Genomic DNA, 19054 nt, shown 5'->3' on the forward strand with positions numbered 1-19054 from the left:
TTGTCTGCTTTGTGTACTTTGCAAAGTTATTGTTTTATCGCAATCTTTTATACACTGATGCAATCTCTCAAGAAGTACATCCATTTTTTGGATCTGATCTTCGGACCTTTTTAGCAAATATTCTGAAAGTAAACATAAGTTTTCCGACATAGATTAATTGGAACAACAATGGTGCCGAAGAAGCTTACTTAGACCAAAAACGTCTATTTAAATTTTCAATCAATTGCAATGATATGCTTTGATTAATAGGTGATTGCATTCTTATATGAAACTGGTACGCTCGGATTTACTAGCTTAATCACATGTATAAATCAGTCTGTAAATTATCCCATAAATCGACTAATTAATAACCTAAAAAATTAATTTAGATCTTTTTTGTTAGGGTTCTTTGACTTGAACCAATTAAAGCCTAACATGAAAAAAGAACCAACCGTTAGCGAAAAAACCTCGTTGCGCTATTTAAAAGAAAAGGATATAAATAATCCGCATTTTCAAATCGTCTGCTTTTTCTGCGACGAAAACAATATTGAATCATTCCGCTTTGGAATGATCGACCTGATTAAGACAGCCTGTTCCAACGGGTATTATGGCAATAAGGACAGTTATTACTACCATCAGCAGCAGTTTGTAAAACTATTGGAACTGGCTTATGTACTAAATGAAAGCAGGGAAGATTTCAAACTAAGTACCGATCACCCGCTGTACAGGTTTTCTGACCATCCCTTTGAAATATATACCGAAAGTAAACACAAACCTTTTCCAGCTCTCCATTTTCGGACGCTCTATGGAACGGAGGTCAACGATGTAAGGATATTTTTTGAAGAATTCTTCAGCTATAAAAGTTTAGAAGACTGGAGGGGTATTTTAGATTCGCTGTTGTACTGCACGGGTGGGAAAATAACCCTGGATCAAATCTACAATTCCAAGGTATATGAAACCGTACTGATCCGGGAATACATAGAAAAAATGGTAGAGGTTATGGGCTTAGTCTGTGAAACTAAATCCCTGCCTTATATCAAAATCCATCATGCAGAGGATTTCAGGATCGAGGTTGAGGAAGAAGAGGCCGCTCTCCTAGTCAACCCTATCCCGCTGATGAGGTTTAACGAAAAGAACTTCCCGGAGGTGATCAACTTTATCGCAAATGTTATCGAGCCGGAAAAGATTTACTGCTTAAACCACCGAAGTGACCAGGATGGTAAAGATCATGCTGATCTGATTTTGGTCATCCCTGAAAAATATCCGCAGACATTCGAGGAAATAGAGACTATCGTAAAATTTGCATTCCTCAAGCACCTTCATTTGAGCTGTACGTTATTTAAAAGCTCATTTTTTCATAAGATGGTCAGTGAAGGGCATATTTATTTTTCCATGACCTGTAATGCCGAAAGCCTGGTTTATGATGATGGCAATAAGCCCCTTCCAAAGTTGAGACTAGATAGCAGGCCTGAAAAAATAGAAAAGACTAGGCAGGACTTTTCTACCGGGCTTGCCAAAGCCAAAACCTTTTATACTGCTGCCCAGACCTACCGGAATGACAACGTGATATTATCGGCCTTCATGCTGCACCAAGCCGCCGAACTATCTCTAAGGGCGTTGAACAGGTCGCTAACCACGCAGGACAAAACCACCCATAGCATAAAAGCACTGCTCAAATTCAGTTTACGCCTCACTACCAAATTATCCTTACTAATGGATAACGGCAGTGCTGAAGACGAACGCCTGCTGACCATATTTGAAGGTGCTTACCTGGGCTATAGGTATCATGAGAAATACACTATCGAACGTGCCGACCTGGATATTCTTTTTGACCGGGTCAAAGAACTGCACGCCATTGCGGAAGAAACTTTTGCAAACTGGATGGACAATTATGAACGCCTGATAAATACTGCTCAAGATGAACAATAAAAACCCAGAAAACACACCAAAAAGGAAAGCATCAACTCCTTACAAATTACTGCTGGAAGAGGTAACACATTTACCACACCCGGCTGATCTGATCACCGTAGAAGAACCGGAAGCGGAGAACTACCCGTACTGTAGCTATGAAATTACCCGGTTTAAAGGCCGTACATTGACCATTCGTTCAGGATGGCGGGATTATCATCAGCAGGAAATCATCATGATCAAAGATTATATCCTGGTGTCCTGTAACTGTGGAACTGAAGTCACACGGCTTTGCTGGCACGTTACCAAACTATTCACCAAGATGATTGAAAGAAGGGATTTTGGTTTTTTTGAGCGTTTTAAAAAATATCCTTTTACCGATACCGCTTTCTTTGAAAAGTACCTGACGCTGAAACCGCATTACCACTATGGTGTTACGGCTGTTCCTAAACCGGAATACGGCCATATTTATAACTATGAAAGTGCTATAGAGCCTGGACGCTTTATATTGTACCCTTCATTTTGCCCATTGCCAATAAAAACAAATGAAGAAGATTCTGGCCTGGTGGCTTATGTCATTGCGGCGCACTCTGGTTTTAGTGTCCCTTTTCTGGTCCCTTGCCAGGCAATAGTTAATGCTAACGGTACGGCTATCAAATCCTTTGTCAACTTTTATGATCCTGCAACTCACCAGAACGCTTGGATTCGGCAGGTAAATTACTGCATTCCTACAGCCGGGATTTTGATCAGCTCTTAAATTTTGAAACGGTACATAAGCAATACAAATACGCTCCCGGTGAAGAAAGAACAGCCTTGCGGCATACCGCTTTTAACTATTGGAAAAGAATAGTGCCAGTGTTGAAAGCGCAAGGTCAACTGTTTTACCACACCTTTTATAATAAGCTGGCCTACAAAGGGAGCCTCCCAAAAAACACGATGAGACCGATTGCGCTATCGGATGAACGGGTATCATTCAGGTTTGTTTTTTCCCAGCATAACGGCCATTACAAGCTTAGGGTTAAGGCGCAGTTAAACGGAACCGATTTTGACATTGGCGAGGTATTGCCTGCCGGAGACCCATTTTTCTTTTCACTGGAACAGGTACCCGGTTTGTTTTACCAGTTTTTTAGCCTAGAAGAAGGTCAGGCCATCGGCGAAATGGTTAAAGCCGGAGGAACTTTTACCGTTCTTGAAAATGACCTCGAAGAGTTTAACCAACTCATTTTATTCAAACTGGCATTGAATTATCCAGTAACGTTCGAGCTGACAAAAGCAGCAGCGTCGCAGGTGCTTGCTGCAAAATCAAAACGCATCAGGACGCTGGATCAAGGTGAATATGTTGCTTTTATCCCAGAGATAGTATACGAGGGAGGATTGGACATTCCTGTCCAGTCAGATGGCACTGAATTGCTAGAAGTTAAAAATGGCCAGGTGAAAGTCTTGCAACGTAACAATGCGGCGGAATCCGCTTTTAAAGCCTTTTTTATAGAGTTGCACCCTGCATTCAGGGGACAGGAAGCATTGCCCTATTTTTACCTGTCCAAAGAAACCCTTAGAACGGAACTCTGGTTTGCCCGAACGATCTATAACCTGAAAGACCCGAATATTATTTTTACAGGTCTGGAAAACCTAACGGGCATTGATTTCCATATCCAGCTCCCTGAGATCGATGTCAACATACAGCAGGAAAAAGGCTGGTTTGATATTGGCGTATCAGTAACTTTTGGTGAGGTCGAACTTAGCCCGGAAGAAATCCAGAAAGCCCTTAAAAAGCGATCCACTACCTTAACGCTTTCCAATGGAAAGACTGCGCATTTACCAGATGATTTTTTTACAAAGTTGACTACTGTTTTTCGAAGTGGCACACTAACCGATAAAGGTGTAAAACTTGCCGGGCAACACTATACGTTGATAGACCAGCTTTATACCAAAGCCGAAAGGCCTGATCTTGCGAAAATGGTTGCTGCAAGGGAAAAGCTGTTCAGTGAGCAGGAAAAAATACCATTAGTACCCGTTCCCGATAATCTAAGTGCTGTACTGCGGCCATATCAGTTAATAGGTTATAGCTGGTTGTGCCATCTGCATTCCTTAAAATGGGGCGGTCTGCTGGCCGACGATATGGGGCTGGGAAAAACATTACAGGTGCTTTCCCTGCTTCAACATCTAAAGAATAAAGGGCTTGCTGCTGCTCCGCATCTGCTGTTAGCCCCAACATCTTTATTATATAACTGGCAGGAAGAAGCGGCAAAATTTTGTCCAGAATTAAATGTGCTGGTATTTCATGGAACCGTACGGGAAAAGGATGTATCTGAATTAAAGAAGTATGACCTCATCATCACTTCCTATGGTACCGCTGCTGTCGATATTGCCTTTTTGCTCACGACCAGCTTTGATTACCTGATCCTGGATGAAGCGCAGGCGATTAAGAACCCATTTTCACAAAAGTTTAAGATGGTGATGCTCTTTGAGGCGCAGAACAGGCTTGCGCTTACCGGAACACCAGTTGAAAATAGTTCTTCCGATCTGTATGCGCTGATGAATTTTGTGAACCCCGGTTTTTTCGGAAGCCTAAGAATGTTTAAGGATAACCTTGCAGCCAAGGGAGATAATGAGGATAAAGAGCGGGCTGGAACTTTACTAAAAATGACGAAGCCTTTTATTTTAAGGCGTACCAAAAAACAGGTCGCAACCGATCTGCCTCCTAAAACAGAAATGACCATATGGTGCGAAATGGAACCTGCCCAGCGAAAAATTTATGACAGGTACCGAAAGGAGTTTAAAACTTACCTGACCGATAAGATTGATACCATCGGACTGGAAAACTCCAAACTGTACGTATTAAAAGGCTTAATGACACTTAGGCAAATTTGCAACTCTCCTGTGTTAATCAAAGATGCACCTGATTTTGATGGCCATTCCTGCAAAATTATCGAACTGATGGAGCACATTATGGAGAAAACAACAGGCCATAAACTGCTGATTTTTTCAGCTTTTACCGGAATGCTGGGGTTAATCAGATCGGGGCTTGAACAGCAGAATATAGCTTATGCCTATCTGGATGGAAAAACCAAATTGAATAAAAGAAAAGATGCGGTAACCAACTTTCAGGAAAATGAGGCTTGCAGGGTATTTCTGATCAGCCTAAAAGCAGGTGGAACAGGACTAAACCTGACTGCTGCCGATTATGTCTATCTGGTAGACCCGTGGTGGAATCCTGCTGTAGAAAACCAGGCAATCGACCGCTGTTACCGGATTGGACAGGATAAACATGTCATGGCCTACCGGATGATCTGTAAAGACACTTTAGAAGAAAAGATTTTAGAGATACAGGACAGGAAAAGAAAACTTGCTGGTGAACTGATCCCGACCGATGAAGGGATATTAAAATCCCTGGGAAAAGATGACCTGCTCAAATTATTTGGATAGTTAAAAAGTCCTACAAAAAAAAGCGAAGGGTTTGAAATGATCGCCCCCTCTGATTTGCCATTCATTATTTATTTATTGAATGGCAAATTATTTCATATCGTCCCCTTTAGTCGCACCTCTTACATTTATCATTTCACATTGATAAACTCAATCTTTCTTTTTCAGCGAATGCAGCCGCTTTCTGGCTTGCTTCGCCTCTTCAGCCGTTTCTCTGGCAACTTCTTCCGCATAGGCTTTTTCCAACGCCTCGGCTTCCAGCTTGATGGTATTCTCTTCCATTGTCTTAGGATTACGGATATAGGTCGTATCTGCCCAATGCCCCCAAGTGGGAGCCGTCTGCCTGATCGCACGAAACTTGATGTCATTGGCACTCATGCGGTTGTTTTCGTGGTTCAGGTACAGAGCTGTTCCGAAAGATGAGGCTGTGATTAGGAAACAGGCTGCTACACCAATGATGAGGTTTTTTGACCATGCTCCGAAATGGTGGTGATGTTCGTTTTTCACGGTGATGACCTTGGGCATAGTGCCCACGAGGTCTTTAACCTGATCGATCTGCTGGCTGATCTTCTGATCGTCATAACGCTTGTTGGACTTTTCTATCTGGCCAGAGATGTTAGCTAAAGTCTCTTTATACTGTTCTAAAAACGCCTTTAGAAATTCTGGTAGTTCGTTTTCGATGACTTCCATCCGCTTAACTAAGCCCAGAATGAGTTCTTCGGCCATTGTTACTTTTTCTTCTAATTCGTCCTGTTCCATAACATTGAATTTTGGTGGTGAGTACTTTGTTTATTTATCTGGTTACTCCCTGGGATTGCTCTGCTTGATGTTTCTTTCGTTTCCTGCGGGCTATTTCTGCATCTCCGACTGGGTCTGGTGCCGATGGGACAAACTCCGGGCGAAGCAGGATATTCAGCAGGTTTTCAACTACACCAGACGCATTCGGACTATGTCCATGCTCGGCATGAATGCCCTGCCGGATGGTCTCCCGTAACTGCTGCGCCAATGAGGGTTGATGCGCCTCCCTTGCTGCATGGTAAGCCTGTACCTGCTGGTTGCGGTTCAACTGTGCATCCATGCGGGAAAAGCTTAAACTCCTATCAATAGCGGAGCCCTTCATTTTCAGCCCGCCCTTTTCAAAAGAGATGCCCTGCACTTCTTTGGTACCGCTTTTGAACTTATAGGCGATACCGATGCCCCGTACGGTCAGCTTCGCTTCCAACTCTTTCCAGTTCTTGGAAGTTTTCATAGCCGCTTCGATGGCATCATAAAGTTCATACCTGATCTTTTCCCTGCCATTTAAAGCCTGCCTGTTGACCTGTTCCTTGCCCTTGCCCCAATGGTAACCGTATTTTAAGGTAAGCTCTCTGCAGGCTTTGATGTTGCGTGCGTAATTATTCTTATCGGTGATCGTAGCCCCCTTGTTATCGACCCTGTTATAAACCACATGCAAATGTGGGTGCAATCTATCATGGTGACGTACCACCACGTATTGCGTATCCCGGATACCCATCTTATGCATATACTCTTTGGCATGTTTTAGCATAACCGAATCGGTCAGTTTGGACAGGTCTTCCTTGCTCCAACTTAAGACCAGATGCCCGACCGCCTTGCCCAGTTCCGGCCTCATTTTTCGTTGCAGGTTAAAATCATTTGTTAACGTGGTGGCGTTCTGCATCCTTACACCCTCGGCAAAAAGGATCTTCGCTTCGGGCTTATCCACGATGTAGCGGACACAGCCCCCGAAGCTTTTTCCTGTAATCGGTTTACCGATCATGGCTATTGATTTTGGTTAATAATTCTTCGATCTGCCTGATCAACGCCTGGCATTTTAAAGCCAGTGTAGGCAAGCCTTCCACGTGGGCGAGATGGGTCAACTGGTTCAGGTTATTGGCCATCCCCGATAGCATCCTGAACCAGCCGCTTTCCTCCGGGGTAAAGCGGGGAAAAACCCTTGCAATCTTCGCCGCCCTGCGGAACCACTCGCTCGGTTTCAGCCCCGCATTTTTTGCACGCTGGGCTATCAATTGTTTTTCCGTCGGGGTTAATCGGATCATCAGCAGATCACTACGGCTGATCGTTTTTTTTGGTCTGCCGGGCACCCTTTTTTTCTTTATTTCACTACCAGTTGTCGCTGTTTTCATGCGCTGCTTTCCTTTCCAAATCTTCTATAGATACTTTCTTAATTCCTTTTTTTAACCGACCAACGGGAGCGAGTCCGGGGCATCCCTTTAGGGTGAATCCGGGTTTTTGTATAGCAAAAACATTAACTCGCTCCCTACAAAGCGCATAAGTTTGACGTGCTAAAAGCTTCGGCAAACCTTAGCGGTTTCCATGCCTTGATGGCTCCTGTAAGGAGTATCAGGGCTCAAAACTTCGCCGGGATTTCCCGGCTCCTTTTTACTGGTCTACTGGCCGCTCATTTAGGCGGCCAGTAGACCAGGCTACCCCTGATCGGATGGTAGGATGGCTGGTAGCGGATGTACCCAAACTCATCTAATTCTTTGATACATTTATGGTATGTGGCAACCGATGCAATCCGGCTGTATGCCATGAGTTTTTTACGTGTAACGGCAAAGGGACTGGCAAAACCGCCATGCTGCCAACAGACAAAAAGTGCGGCAAACAAGCTGACATGGGTAGCCAGCATCCGGCTGTCTGCACCCATGCGCCTGACCAGTTTGCTGTAGTCCGCCGCCTTGTTATGGATGCCTGTTTCGGTCATGGCTGGCCTCCTTCTAATAGGCTTGTGATATCCTCCAGCTTATAGTACATCATTCCGCCAATCTTTGTATAGCGTAATGTTCCGTTGATCCGCAGGTTTTGAAGCGTTCCCGGTGAAATATTCAGCAGCTTGCGTACCTCTGCGCTTTTGAGCCATTCTTTGGCCTTCTCCTGCGGTTTTATAATGGCTTTAATGTCATTAAGTAGTTCGGCTTTAAATTGCCTTAAATCGTCCTTCGTGATCAGTTCTACGTTCATCTTGTTCTCCTTTTTTGATAATTGAATAGTTACATAGCGGATTAGCTATATAGCTGGATAGCCGTTTAGTTATATAGCCATTTAGTCGTATAGCTTTATAGCTGGCAATTGCCTGGCTTTTGTACATGCTTATGTACCGTCAGCTGTCTTCTGTCGCATGATTTCCAGCACTTCGCTTTTTTTGAAATACACACGCCTGTGGAGGCGTAAAAAGGGCAGCCCCTTTTTCATCCAGTCTGTCAGGGTGACCAGTGATACACCAAGCTCGGCGGATAGTTCCTGTTTGGACAACAGGCGTTCTTCCTGCTCCTGTCTGGAACTGCCGCCTGTTTTGAAATGCTCTTGTAGTTCTGCCCGCAATGCATCCCGGATGCACTGGCTAAGGGCTTGTTCATTGATAATCTCCATAGCCTTTGTTTTGGGACAAAAGAATGCTATGGAAATGGCTTGCCTGTACCATAAAGATTTTTATGGTAACTTGGGGATGTTTAAATTAAGTTGGTGTTCAAACGCAAAGCACTTGATATCAAATTGATACGATTTTAAAGTGTAAAAGATTTACCGATCAATTATGAGTGCGTTTTCCTATCTTTTTTTAGGTTTGATCTCAAAAACCTTCTGATCCATTGGAACAAGACGGGTTCGCCCGCCAGGATTTTCCCTGTCTTTTGGAAAATAACTGCGTACACGTTCCATGTCCAGCTCCTTTTTATCCACCCGAAAATACTTACATATCATCTTGACCCATACAATAGGAAACTTTGTAACCATCAGCATTTCTTCCTTGATTGTGAGATCAATCAATTGGTTAAAAATGTCATAAATAGTCAGCAGGTGCTCTTTAGGAATATCGATATATTGTTTAGTTTCCAGCTTTTTTGCGATACTTAAATCTTCTTTCAGTTTAACAATTTCTGATTGTTGTTTTCTGATTACTTCGTGCTGATCAGCGATAATTTCAGGTAAGGTCTTTTGGGTATGCCACTGGTCAATGGAGCGAAGATACTTTTGAAAGTTTGTGAGCTTATCCAATAGTTCCATATCCAGCGCATGGCTTGAATTAAAGGGGTTTTTATGCTCAATAAAATTGATGCGTCTAAGGACGATCTGCCACACAAAAGTGAAAAACTCTTCTTCGCCCTCCGGTTCCTTTCCTAAATAATAGGTTAGGTGATACCTGTAATAAGCAGGATATTCCTGTTCTGGCAGTGTAAATAGTTTTCTAATGAAAAGATTATCCTCGTAGCCATTTTTTAGCCCGATGATCGTACCTATATCATAGCGGTGCGGATTAAGGTCATAAGCTTCGTGTGCTTTAAAATATTTGTTGGGCATGGCTACGGGTTACTTATCTTACATGGACGGAATAAATTACTTACCCAAATTTAATGATTATTGAGCCATACAAAGAAGATAAACCATCTCTTCAATAAAGTCTGTTAATAAGAATGCACGGATGCTTTGAATATTAGTAGTTTCACATTAAATTTTGATTTGTTAAAATGTAATCGTAATATTGCGATACAAAATTATGGGACTTACAAAGACAGAAATATTTACCGAAGAACAAAACCAGCTTTCGCTGCTTTTGAAAGCCATGGCACATCCTGCTCGCATTGCGATCCTCCAACAGATTATTGCCGCTAAAGCATGTATTTGCGGTGATCTTGTTGAGGAATTAGGGTTGGCTCAAGCTACCATTTCCCAGCATTTGAAAGAATTAAAAAATGCAGAGATTATACAGGGCACTATTGAAGGCGTTAAAGTGTGCTACTGTATAAACCCTAAAACATGGAATCTACTTGAAAAAGAATTGGGAGCATTTTTAGGTTCTTATAAACTGGAAGCTAACTGCTGTTAAAAAAAATTTAAACAAAAACATCGCAATATTGCAATAATACTATGAAAGAAAGCAACGACATAACAAATCATCAGGTTAAAGCCCAAGAGGTTTTGCACTTGCTTTCTGACAGAAATGCTGTTACAATTTTAAAACGTATCCTTTTAGCCAATACCTGTATTTGTGGGGATTTTATTGGCGTACTTGATATGAGTAATCACGAACTAACCGATCAACTTAAAAAGATGTTGAGTTCAGGCATCATTAAGGGAAATATTGAGGGGACTAAAATCTGTTACTGCATCAGTCCAGATATGACCTTGCTGCTGCAAAACATATTAGATAGTACCCAAACGGCCTATACTGCAAATCAGTATTGTAATGAGTGTTAATTAAAATATAAAATAAATAAATCTTTAAATCATGGACAATTTAGAACTGACCAACTGGCAAACCTTCAAATCAACTTTAGAACAAAATCCAGACTTAACACTGCAATTCCAATATGCGGAAGGTAAATGGGTAGACGCATCTTACCACATCACCGAAATTAAACAAGCACCGATCGTATCTGTTGACTGTGGCGGGAAGATGAACACATGGACAGAGATTATTGTACAGCTTTGGGAACCTTCGGTACAAGACAGCGAAAGAGCAATGCAAGTTAGCAAGGCTTTATCTATAGTAAAGCTCGTAGAAAAGTCATTGCCTTTAAACCCGCTGGGAACAGTAAAAATAGAATTTGGTAATTCTCAATTTGATACAAGACAGATGTATCCAGGACAATTTATCATAGAAGGTGATAACCTGATTGTGAACCTGATTCCAGATTTCACACAATGTAAGGCGATTTCAAGAGGCGGAAGTTGTGGTACAACTGATTCGGGAGAAGAGTGTTGTGCACCTGCCGTAAAGTCAGAAAAAACAAAACTTGAAATGGTAAACCTTGCAAGTGCCGGACAAGCTTGTGAACCAGGTTCCGGTTGCTGTTGATTAGATATGAAAATAATAGAAATGCTCCCAATCCACTGGGAAGATGTCAGAGCCATTTACCTGCAAGGCATTGCAACTAAGCATGCGACTTTTCAAACCGAAGCGCCAAGTTGGGAAGAATGGGATAAAAGTCATTTATCCAAATTAAGATATGTAGCTGTTATTGGTGGTGAAGTTGCTGGATGGGCAGCCTTAACCGCTGTTTCTGGCCGATGCGTCTATGCGGGAGTAACAGAAGTGAGTGTTTATATACACGAAGGGTATCGAAGCAAAGGTGTTGGTACAGCTTTATTACAGAAACTCATCGCTGAAAGCGAGGCAAATAACATCTGGACACTACAATCAGGCATTTTCCCTGAAAACATAGCCAGCATTACCCTTCATGAAACACTGGGCTTCCGCACTATTGGTTACAGGGAAAAGATTGGCAAGATGGACGGAATTTGGCGGGATACGGTACTAATGGAAAGAAGAAGTAAAATAACAGGACAAGACTAAATAAAATAACAGGACAAGACTAAATAAAATGAAAAAAATACTCGTGCTGTGCACAGGGAACAGTTGTAGAAGCCAACTTGCAGAAGGTTATTTAAGATATTTTGCAGCAAATAAGGCAGAAATATATAGTGCTGGAATTGAAACACATGGGGTTAATCCTAAAGCTATTCAGGTAATGGCAGAAGATCACATTGACATTTCTGCGCATACTTCAAACCATGTAGATGAATACGCTAAGATTGTCTTTGACGCTGTAATTACTGTCTGTGATAATGCTAACGAGGCTTGTCCTTTCTTTCCCGGCAAGGTTGACCGTTTTCACCAGAACTTTCCCGATCCGGCAAAAGCAACCGGCACCCCAGAAGAAGTGATGGCAGAGTTTCGGAAGGTGCGTGATCAAATTAAAGCTTATTCAGCAGACTTTGTAAACCAATATGTAAATAAACAATAATGAGTGCAAACAATTGTGCCCCTGTGGCAGAGCGTAAAAAACTAGGATTTTTAGACAGATACCTGACCCTGTGGATATTCATTGCTATGGCAATCGGTGTTAGCATAGGCTACTTTATACCTTCTTCGGCTGGCTTTATAAATTCATTTTCAAGTGGAACAACGAATATCCCTCTTGCGATTGGCTTGATCTTAATGATGTACCCGCCACTGGCCAAAGTGAAATATGAAAAAATGGGGGAAGTATTTAAAGATACAAAAGTGCTTAGTGTTTCGTTGGTACTCAATTGGGTCATTGGCCCATTATTGATGTTCTTTCTGGCGATAACCTTTCTAAGGGATTATCCCGAATATATGGTTGGACTGATACTGATTGGACTTGCCAGATGTATTGCAATGGTCGTAGTTTGGAATGAACTTGCAGAGGGAAACAGGGAATATGCGGCTGGTCTGATTGCCTTAAACAGTATTTTTCAGGTGTTATTATACAGTGTTTTTGCCTATGTTTTCATTACGGTTTTACCGCCTTACTTCGGATTAAAAAGCCTTGAAATTGATGTGACCATCGGCGAGATTGCCAAATCTGTAGGTATCTATTTAGGTCTTCCTTTTGCAATGGGCATCATCAGCCGATATTCATTAATTAAACTAAAGGGTGAAGAGTGGTTTCAAAATAAGTTTGTTCCACTGATCTCTCCGATTACCTTAGTTGCATTACTTTTTACCATTGTCATCATGTTCAGTCTTAAAGGAAGCCTGATTGTTAAAATACCAATGGACGTTGTACGTATTGCCATCCCGCTGGTCATTTATTTTTCCATCATGTTTGTAATTAGCTTTTTTGCAGGGAAATATTGTGGGGCTGACTATTCCAGAAGTACATCAATTGCTTTTACAGCTACAGGAAATAACTTCGAGCTGGCAATTGCTGTAGCAATTGGCGTATTCGGAATCAATTCAGGGCAGGCATTTGCAGGTGTAATCGGTCCTCTGGTTGAGGTTCCTGCACTGATCGCATTAGTGAACCTTGCTTTCTGGTTCAGGAAAAAATACTATACAAATGCACAAATCACAAACTGATTCTTTTAACCTTTTATATTATTTATGAAAATTGCTTTATTCTCTGATATTCATGCCAATCTTCCAGCATTGGAAGCATTCTTTAAAGACGTTGAAACAAAAAATACAGATGCCATTTACTGCCTTGGAGACTTGGTAGGCTACAACATCTGGCCTAATGAGGTAATCGACGAAATACGAAAACGGGGAATACCCACCATTGCGGGGAATTATGATTGGGGCATTGGCCGTTCAAGTGATGACTGTGGCTGTGCTTATAAAACTGATGAAGAAAAGGCTATGGGTAAAGTATCTATATCTTACACCAATGAGGTTGTTAAAGACGAACAACGTAACTACCTGCGAACCTTACCCGCACACATCAGACTGGAATATCAATTGAACGACGAAAAATTTAACATCCTGCTGGTGCATGGCAGCCCACGTAAAGTGAACGAATATCTTTTTGAAGACAGGGACGAAAAGAGTATGTTACGCATCATGGAACAGGCGAATGCGGAAATCATGTGCTTTGGACATACACACCAGCCATATCATCGCATTTTAAACTCTGGTACCGATGGCAATAGTCATTTCAGACATGCCATCAATATAGGGTCGGTTGGCAAACCAAAGGACAAAGACCCACGGGGTGGCTATGTTATAGTTAACATTAATCCTGACAGTACAATAAATGATAAAGACAGTATTCATGTTGAGTTTGTGCGCTTTGAATATGATATAGAAAAAGCCGCAAAGGCTGTAGAGCAAAGCCCGCTGCCTAATGCGTATGCAGATATGTTAAGAAATGGGTAATATGAAAATTGCACTATTCTCCGACATACACGCCAATCTTCCTGCTTTTGAAGCAATGCTAAAGGATATGGATAACCAAAAACCCGATGCCGTTTATTGCCTAGGTGATTTGGTAGGATATCATATATACCCCAATGAAATCATTGATGAAATCCGAAGGCGGGCAATTGGGACATTAAAAGGTAACCATGATGAAAAAGTAGAAAGTATAATTACCTCCTCTGAAAGTTTACAGGAAGCAGGGAAGAAATATGCTTATCACTTGATTAACCAGGGAAATAGAGACTACCTAAAAGCACTTCCTGCGCACATTCGGCTGGAATATAAACTCAATAATAAAAAGCTCAATTTAGTGCTTGCTCATGGGAGCACCAGAAGTATTGACGAATATATACTTATCGATACTGAAGAGAACTACGTTTTAGATTTGCTAAAAGAAGCTGATGCCGATCTGCTCTTTGTTGGTCACTCCCATAAGCCTTACGATAGGATTTTGCAGGACGCCAATGGCGAATTTAAGCACGTAATTAATCTTGGGTCTGTTGGTAAGCCAAAGGATGGAGATACAAGAGGTTGTTATGTCATCCTAACTATCAATAACGATAGTTCAACACTTGTAAAGGAAAGTATAAAGGTTGAGTTTAGAAGGGTTGAATATGATGTAGAATTATCAGCTAAAGCAATAGAGGATAGCCAATTGCCTAATGAATTTGCCGATCACCTAAGAAATGCCAATTAGTATTGGCAACGGGTTAGCATAACTTAAGCAGTTGTTCGGGGCATGTAGATAATAATACATGCTCCAATAAGTGCGATACCTGCGCCAATTATATCCCACTTATCCGGTTTAAATCCATCAACTTTCCATGCCCAAACTAATGCAAGGACAATAAAAATACCTCCGTAGGTTGCATATACACGACCAAAATTGGCAGTCTGCCACGTTGCAATCACTCCGTAAGCAGCAAGTATAATAGCACCAATGATACCATACCATAATGGTTTACCTTCTTTAAGCCACAACCAGATTAGGTAACCTCCACCGATTTCACAAATTCCTGCAAGTATAAAAATAGCTAGTGATCTGATAATGTCCATTTTGTTGTTTTAAAGATTGGGTTCGAGTTCAGTAATTTAATATGCGTTATCCAGCGGCTTGAAATTTCCACAAAGAACTCGCTCTGTTTTTTGATCCAGTCCCGGTTGAGTCCCAAAAGAATGCACGGGATGCTTCGGTCGCATCGGTAAGGTCCTCCATGCGCTGCGGTGGGTTTTGGAGAGGTCATCAAAATTGCTCAGGTAGATTTAGGTTTGACTGGAAAATTATTCTGGTACTGCATCAGCTTGCAAAAAGCCGAAACGGCCAGCATTTTTTACGATGTTTGAAAAAAGTTGAAGTCACCCCCAAATACGCGGCTCAAAAAAAGCCCCGGACAGCGGAATTCAGTTTATATTCCTGCTAAAAGTATTCACCTATCTTGCTGACCACCTGCCCAATATCAAATGGCTTCGCGATATACGCATCCGCCTGGCAGGCTTTATGGTCATGCATCGGCCAGTCAGCCGACATCATCAGAACCGGAATATCATGCTTCTGAGCAGACTTTATTTCTGCACACAATTCCAATCCATTGCCGTCCGGCAATCGAACATCCATCAATAATAAGTCTGGCCTGCCTGTCACTAAAGCCTTTCGAAATTCTGTTACCGTCTCAAAAACATAAACCTGGTATCCTTCATCTAACAGTAGGTGGTTTAATATAAATCCTATGTCTTTATCGTCTTCTAAAATATAAATCTCCTTGTGCATATTGGTATCCATGTGTCTATAAATCAACCACCATGTGGCATATTTAGTTTAAAAAAATTGAAATCCGTACTCCCCGGGCCATCAGCTATTCTAGCTTTGGGCTGCAGCTTTTAAAAAAACCTTAAACACAGTACCTTTTCCAAGCTCACTCTCCACAGTGATTTTCCCGCCAGAGTTGTTTACAATTTCATTAACTAAATATAATCCAACGCCCGAACCCTCTACCGAATCATTCAGACGGTGATATTTTGTAAAAATGCTTTTGAGATCCTTTTCAGCAATGCCTGTCCCATTGTCTGTGATACTGATAACCATGTATTCATCCTCCTTCTCCGTAGCTATCAGAATTTCAGGTCTCCGTTCAGGCGAAGCGTACTTAATCGCATTGTTGACCAAGTTATAAACCAAACTCCTAAGCTTGCGCCGGACAAAAACGATTTCCGAAAAGTTAATTTCACTTTTAATTACCGCCCTGGACTCTTCTACCAGAGGTGCAAGCGTGAGACGGACATCCTCCAGAATATGTTCAAAGTTTATAAGCTCTTCCTCAGCCTGGTATTTATGATTTATCCGCCGTGCACTTGTCAGATCATTAATGATCTGCTGCATATTGAGCAAACTGTTTTCGACCTTCTCCAATAACACAGGGAATCGCTCCATCCCTTTTTCAGGAACCTTTTTGAGCATCTCGATGGTCAGGCTCAGGCTGGTCAACGGTGTCTTGATATCATGAGAAATCGTATCCAACAAAATCTCATGCTCTGCAATCAGCTTTTCCTGCTCTTTTAAATCCTGAATTCTCCTGGTCACCTCCACAAAAGTAATAATGACCCCATTGGTTTTATTTTCCTTCTGCACACGATAAGGCAAAATATTCATCTGGTACCAGCGCATGTCGGTTGTTTGTATTTCCTTTTCCAGGATTTCCCCAGTATCAATGACATGCTGGATATTGTCAATGATTGCCGGAAAACGAAAATTCTCCTTGATATCGGCAATTGGTCTTCCCACATCAGTCAAAGCGAGGCTAAACTGCTTCATCGCCGGAGGGGTAAACTTCCGCAGGATCAACTGGGCGTCAACAAAAAGTTGCGGAATAATGGTATTTCGGAAATAGTTTTCCAGCTCATCGTTAAGCTCAATTAGCGTATGGATCTGATCAGTTTTATTAGTCATAGGACAGATTTTGGACAAAAAAAATAGATATAGCGCGCTAAGGTAGGTATTTAAGTCAACACAAGTTAAACTCTATTGGCATTAGAGGCTAAATATAGATGCACATGAACAAAATCTTCTGATTCCTCTACTTTAATTAGAAAGGATTATCAATAGAATGATATTGAATATGCTGGCGTCGTTTCCATCCAGCAGGATATGTAACAACCTTATAATATGTTTTTACTTTATTAGGTAAATTGGTACTACTCAATTAGCTCATTATCAAATTGTCTGTCCAATGGCAAGCTAAACCAAAAAGTACTACCATCCCCGAGATGGCTGTCAACACCGATCTCCCCGCCATGCCGCCTGATAATTTCCGAACAAATATACAATCCCTGCCCAAGTGCTGAGGCGCCTCCTCCTGTGTAATCGACGCGGTAATAGCGGTCGAGCAGATAGGGAAGCTTTTCAGGCGGAATCCCCTGTCCCTGGTCTCGGACGGAAATCTTTACTTTGTCACCTAACTTTTCCGCTGAGATATAGATATCTGTAGAATTCGGTGCATATTTCATTGCATTGTTCACAAAATTTACCAGGACCTGATCGATCCTATGCTCATCGGTCTCCACAAAAAGCGGTTCTGATTCAGAAATGTGTAACCGGAACTTTCCTTCGACCTTAACGTGACAGCAGCTTGCAGATAACCAGTCGCCCACACTGAACACTTTTTTCTGCAAAGAAATCTGTCCCTCCTTGATACTTCCGGTATGCAGTAGGTCCTCGACAAGGTGCGGACCTTCTCCACACTTCGGTTTGTCTGGGACATAAGTTTAAAAAGTCTTTCGTTTCCCTCCAGATCCACCATCCTTTCCATTAACTGGAGTGATGCATTTAAACTGGTAATGGGCGTTTTCAGCTCGTGGCTGGCCACGGAGATAAATTCATCCAGATGCTGGATCGTTTTTACATGCTGATCGATGTCCGTACAGGAACCCATCCATTTTTCTACATTTCCACCAGCAGAAATCAGGGGCAGGGCTCGTACCCTATGCCTTTACCGTCGTAGAAGAATTTCCATCTGAAAGTCTGCTTTCGAAAGTACTGCAGCAGTCCTGTTCTTGATCAGCTTAAAACGGTCCTGGAAATGGACTTTAGAAAGGATCTCCTTTGTTTTAAACTTACTATCCTCTAGTCCAAAGAACAGCGTAAAACGGCGGTTGACGTAGCTAATCTCTCCATTAGGTTCTGCCGTGAAAATCATTTCTGGTATAAAGTCAGAAAGCAGATCGAACTTGCTTCGCTCCGAATCGGCCTGTTTTTTAGCCTCCCAAAGCTCGGTTTCGTATTTGCGATCACTTATTTTATATACGGTTGCATTTATAGTCGCAAGCTTACCTGCCTGATTGTGGAAGACACCGGAATTGATTAGCGCGGGAAAAGTAGAGCCATCTGCCCGAACAAAATCAAAATTGATTTCATTTACAACAGACTGCATGCGCAACCTTTATCACCAAAGAGAACCTCATCCTTTATGATGCCCCTAATGGCAAGGTTTTATTTAAAAAGATAAGGGTATTTTCCTTCCACTTGTGGTAACATCGGTTAAAGGAGAATGGGTCAGGATAAAGACCGACATTCCTTCCAGTTCTGGCACTTCCAAAAAATTATGAGGGCTGGATCAGATGGCAGGAAGGGACTAATAGACTGATCGATAGCCCCTAATAACTGGAATTTTGGAAGTAACAGATTCTAAGTCTTGTACTTTATTTGAAAATCGGTGACTAAATAATCTTTTCGACCACTCCAACGCTTATCGAAGCAATAAGGATTCTTTGTCCTAACGATAACCTTATGCAATTAAATTTGGATTTTTTGATACAAACAGTTATATTTAAATCATAGTATTTGCATACAAAAAGTTTTAAAAAATAGGTGCGTCATTCGGGGAGTTTGAATTTCAAAACCACTCTAAAATATTGCAAACGTTGATTTTTACACTAGGTGTAAATCCCAGCGGGATCACGAAAAGCCTCACAGAAATGTGGGGCTTTTTGCATTTTCAATGCTTATTCTATAGGATCAAGCGTAAATCCGGATCAAGCAAAAAAGTTGGGGGATGGAGGTATTTTTGGATT

General features: G+C 41.8%; 23 protein-coding genes and 1 pseudogene. 11 read left to right on the forward strand and 13 right to left on the reverse strand.

What is annotated here, in order from left to right; translation table 11 throughout:
* Positions 1–414: 414 nt before the first annotated feature.
* From J7E57_RS06260 to J7E57_RS06270, 3 genes are all read left to right on the forward strand, one after another.
* Complete coding sequence (locus J7E57_RS06260; protein WP_215126114.1) at positions 415–1908, forward strand: HEPN domain-containing protein; 1494 nt, start codon at positions 415–417, stop codon at positions 1906–1908.
* Entirely contained in the window at positions 1898–2644 is a 747-nt protein-coding gene (locus J7E57_RS06265) for a hypothetical protein (RefSeq protein WP_215126116.1), read from the forward strand. Before J7E57_RS06260 ends, J7E57_RS06265 begins: the two co-directional genes overlap by 11 nt.
* A gap of 179 nt (positions 2645–2823) precedes the next feature.
* Positions 2824–5313 (forward strand): DEAD/DEAH box helicase, encoded by a 2490-nt coding sequence (locus J7E57_RS06270; RefSeq protein ID WP_215126119.1) that lies wholly within the window; start codon positions 2824–2826, stop codon positions 5311–5313.
* 147 nt (positions 5314–5460) lie between these two features.
* Here J7E57_RS06270 and J7E57_RS06275 read toward each other — a convergent pair whose 3' ends face one another.
* From J7E57_RS06275 to J7E57_RS06305, 7 genes are all read right to left on the reverse strand, one after another.
* Positions 5461–6069 carry a hypothetical protein gene (locus J7E57_RS06275; RefSeq protein ID WP_215126121.1) on the reverse strand — a complete coding sequence of 203 codons (609 nt, stop codon included), beginning with the start codon at positions 6067–6069 and terminating at the stop codon, positions 5461–5463.
* Between the two features lie 34 nt (positions 6070–6103).
* A complete protein-coding gene (locus J7E57_RS06280; protein ID WP_215126122.1) occupies positions 6104–7087 on the reverse strand; it encodes a relaxase/mobilization nuclease domain-containing protein in 984 nt (327 codons plus the stop codon).
* Entirely contained in the window at positions 7077–7454 is a 378-nt protein-coding gene (locus tag J7E57_RS06285) for a plasmid mobilization protein (RefSeq protein ID WP_215126124.1), read from the reverse strand. The genes J7E57_RS06280 and J7E57_RS06285 overlap by 11 nt, the downstream gene beginning before the upstream one ends.
* Positions 7455–7729: 275 nt before the next feature.
* Positions 7730–8035: a hypothetical protein gene (locus J7E57_RS06290; RefSeq protein WP_215126127.1), complete on the reverse strand. Its 306-nt coding sequence runs from the start codon at positions 8033–8035 to the stop codon at positions 7730–7732.
* Positions 8032–8292, reverse strand: a complete 261-nt coding sequence (locus J7E57_RS06295) for a helix-turn-helix domain-containing protein (protein ID WP_215126129.1) — start codon at positions 8290–8292, stop codon at positions 8032–8034. The genes J7E57_RS06290 and J7E57_RS06295 overlap by 4 nt, the downstream gene beginning before the upstream one ends.
* A gap of 129 nt (positions 8293–8421) precedes the next feature.
* Positions 8422–8700: a helix-turn-helix transcriptional regulator gene (locus J7E57_RS06300; protein ID WP_215126131.1), complete on the reverse strand. Its 279-nt coding sequence runs from the start codon at positions 8698–8700 to the stop codon at positions 8422–8424.
* A 177-nt stretch (positions 8701–8877) separates the two neighbouring features.
* Complete coding sequence (locus J7E57_RS06305) at positions 8878–9627, reverse strand: hypothetical protein (RefSeq protein WP_215126134.1); 750 nt, start codon at positions 9625–9627, stop codon at positions 8878–8880.
* A 196-nt stretch (positions 9628–9823) separates the two neighbouring features.
* On the opposite strand from J7E57_RS06305, the gene J7E57_RS06310 reads away from it, so the two are divergent.
* From J7E57_RS06310 to J7E57_RS06345, 8 genes are read left to right on the forward strand one after another with little or no spacing between them, the layout of a single operon-like run.
* Positions 9824–10153: an ArsR/SmtB family transcription factor gene (locus tag J7E57_RS06310; protein ID WP_215126136.1), complete on the forward strand. Its 330-nt coding sequence runs from the start codon at positions 9824–9826 to the stop codon at positions 10151–10153.
* Between the two features lie 41 nt (positions 10154–10194).
* Positions 10195–10524, forward strand: coding sequence for an ArsR/SmtB family transcription factor (locus tag J7E57_RS06315; protein WP_215126138.1), 330 nt, complete (start codon positions 10195–10197; stop codon positions 10522–10524).
* 31 nt (positions 10525–10555) lie between these two features.
* Complete coding sequence (locus J7E57_RS06320; RefSeq protein ID WP_215126140.1) at positions 10556–11125, forward strand: DUF6428 family protein; 570 nt, start codon at positions 10556–10558, stop codon at positions 11123–11125.
* Positions 11126–11131: 6 nt separating this feature from the next.
* The gene (locus J7E57_RS06325) at positions 11132–11623 is read left to right on the forward strand and encodes a GNAT family N-acetyltransferase (protein WP_215126142.1); all 492 of its coding nucleotides are present in this window, start codon (positions 11132–11134) and stop codon (positions 11621–11623) included.
* A 28-nt stretch (positions 11624–11651) separates the two neighbouring features.
* Positions 11652–12074, forward strand: coding sequence for an arsenate reductase ArsC (locus tag J7E57_RS06330; protein WP_215126144.1), 423 nt, complete (start codon positions 11652–11654; stop codon positions 12072–12074).
* Complete coding sequence (arsB, locus tag J7E57_RS06335; RefSeq protein ID WP_215126146.1) at positions 12074–13153, forward strand: ACR3 family arsenite efflux transporter; 1080 nt, start codon at positions 12074–12076, stop codon at positions 13151–13153. Before J7E57_RS06330 ends, arsB begins: the two co-directional genes overlap by 1 nt.
* Before the next feature lie 24 nt (positions 13154–13177).
* Positions 13178–13948 (forward strand): metallophosphoesterase family protein, encoded by a 771-nt coding sequence (locus tag J7E57_RS06340; protein WP_215126148.1) that lies wholly within the window; start codon positions 13178–13180, stop codon positions 13946–13948.
* Position 13949: 1 nt separating this feature from the next.
* A complete protein-coding gene (locus J7E57_RS06345) occupies positions 13950–14687 on the forward strand; it encodes a metallophosphoesterase family protein (protein WP_215126150.1) in 738 nt (245 codons plus the stop codon).
* A gap of 23 nt (positions 14688–14710) precedes the next feature.
* Here the strand turns inward: J7E57_RS06345 and J7E57_RS06350 are convergent, their stop codons facing one another.
* The 6 genes and pseudogenes from J7E57_RS06350 to J7E57_RS06375 all read right to left on the reverse strand — a co-directional run bounded on the left by J7E57_RS06350 (position 14711) and on the right by J7E57_RS06375 (position 18414).
* Positions 14711–15046 (reverse strand): YnfA family protein, encoded by a 336-nt coding sequence (locus J7E57_RS06350; RefSeq protein WP_215126152.1) that lies wholly within the window; start codon positions 15044–15046, stop codon positions 14711–14713.
* 361 nt (positions 15047–15407) lie between these two features.
* A complete protein-coding gene (locus J7E57_RS06355; RefSeq protein ID WP_215126154.1) occupies positions 15408–15770 on the reverse strand; it encodes a response regulator transcription factor in 363 nt (120 codons plus the stop codon).
* A gap of 78 nt (positions 15771–15848) precedes the next feature.
* Positions 15849–16934: an ATP-binding protein gene (locus J7E57_RS06360; RefSeq protein ID WP_215126156.1), complete on the reverse strand. Its 1086-nt coding sequence runs from the start codon at positions 16932–16934 to the stop codon at positions 15849–15851.
* A gap of 245 nt (positions 16935–17179) precedes the next feature.
* Positions 17180–17635 (reverse strand): ATP-binding protein, encoded by a 456-nt coding sequence (locus J7E57_RS06365; RefSeq protein ID WP_317196520.1) that lies wholly within the window; start codon positions 17633–17635, stop codon positions 17180–17182.
* Between the two features lie 98 nt (positions 17636–17733).
* Positions 17734–17916, reverse strand: a pseudogene (locus J7E57_RS27445) (histidine kinase dimerization/phospho-acceptor domain-containing protein); the annotation flags it as partial.
* A gap of 57 nt (positions 17917–17973) precedes the next feature.
* Positions 17974–18414, reverse strand: a complete 441-nt coding sequence (locus J7E57_RS06375) for a PAS domain-containing protein (protein WP_215126162.1) — start codon at positions 18412–18414, stop codon at positions 17974–17976.
* Positions 18415–19054: the final 640 nt, after the last annotated feature.

The organism is Pedobacter sp. ISL-64, from assembly GCF_018613605.1.
Classification (GTDB): domain Bacteria; phylum Bacteroidota; class Bacteroidia; order Sphingobacteriales; family Sphingobacteriaceae; genus Pedobacter.

Bases quoted from the DNA above. Each gene is read 5' to 3' on its own strand.
- J7E57_RS06300 (WP_215126131.1), bottom strand. From the start codon at position 8,700: ATGGAGATTATCAATGAACAAGCCCTTAGCCAGTGCATCCGGGATGCA.
- J7E57_RS06320 (WP_215126140.1), top strand. From the start codon at position 10,556: ATGGACAATTTAGAACTGACCAACTGGCAAACCTTCAAATCAACTTTA.
- J7E57_RS06330 (WP_215126144.1), top strand. From the start codon at position 11,652: ATGAAAAAAATACTCGTGCTGTGCACAGGGAACAGTTGTAGAAGCCAA.
- J7E57_RS06315 (WP_215126138.1), top strand. From the start codon at position 10,195: ATGAAAGAAAGCAACGACATAACAAATCATCAGGTTAAAGCCCAAGAG.
- J7E57_RS06270 (WP_215126119.1), top strand. From the start codon at position 2,824: ATGAGACCGATTGCGCTATCGGATGAACGGGTATCATTCAGGTTTGTT.
- J7E57_RS06260 (WP_215126114.1), top strand. From the start codon at position 415: ATGAAAAAAGAACCAACCGTTAGCGAAAAAACCTCGTTGCGCTATTTA.
- J7E57_RS06375 (WP_215126162.1), bottom strand. From the start codon at position 18,414: ATGCAGTCTGTTGTAAATGAAATCAATTTTGATTTTGTTCGGGCAGAT.
- J7E57_RS06295 (WP_215126129.1), bottom strand. From the start codon at position 8,292: ATGAACGTAGAACTGATCACGAAGGACGATTTAAGGCAATTTAAAGCC.
- arsB (WP_215126146.1), top strand. From the start codon at position 12,074: ATGAGTGCAAACAATTGTGCCCCTGTGGCAGAGCGTAAAAAACTAGGA.
- J7E57_RS06280 (WP_215126122.1), bottom strand. From the start codon at position 7,087: ATGATCGGTAAACCGATTACAGGAAAAAGCTTCGGGGGCTGTGTCCGC.
- J7E57_RS06360 (WP_215126156.1), bottom strand. From the start codon at position 16,934: ATGACTAATAAAACTGATCAGATCCATACGCTAATTGAGCTTAACGAT.
- J7E57_RS06290 (WP_215126127.1), bottom strand. From the start codon at position 8,035: ATGACCGAAACAGGCATCCATAACAAGGCGGCGGACTACAGCAAACTG.
- J7E57_RS06285 (WP_215126124.1), bottom strand. From the start codon at position 7,454: ATGAAAACAGCGACAACTGGTAGTGAAATAAAGAAAAAAAGGGTGCCC.
- J7E57_RS06350 (WP_215126152.1), bottom strand. From the start codon at position 15,046: ATGGACATTATCAGATCACTAGCTATTTTTATACTTGCAGGAATTTGT.
- J7E57_RS06355 (WP_215126154.1), bottom strand. From the start codon at position 15,770: ATGGATACCAATATGCACAAGGAGATTTATATTTTAGAAGACGATAAA.
- J7E57_RS06305 (WP_215126134.1), bottom strand. From the start codon at position 9,627: ATGCCCAACAAATATTTTAAAGCACACGAAGCTTATGACCTTAATCCG.
- J7E57_RS06345 (WP_215126150.1), top strand. From the start codon at position 13,950: ATGAAAATTGCACTATTCTCCGACATACACGCCAATCTTCCTGCTTTT.
- J7E57_RS06275 (WP_215126121.1), bottom strand. From the start codon at position 6,069: ATGGAACAGGACGAATTAGAAGAAAAAGTAACAATGGCCGAAGAACTC.
- J7E57_RS06325 (WP_215126142.1), top strand. From the start codon at position 11,132: ATGAAAATAATAGAAATGCTCCCAATCCACTGGGAAGATGTCAGAGCC.
- J7E57_RS06310 (WP_215126136.1), top strand. From the start codon at position 9,824: ATGGGACTTACAAAGACAGAAATATTTACCGAAGAACAAAACCAGCTT.
- J7E57_RS06265 (WP_215126116.1), top strand. From the start codon at position 1,898: ATGAACAATAAAAACCCAGAAAACACACCAAAAAGGAAAGCATCAACT.
- J7E57_RS06340 (WP_215126148.1), top strand. From the start codon at position 13,178: ATGAAAATTGCTTTATTCTCTGATATTCATGCCAATCTTCCAGCATTG.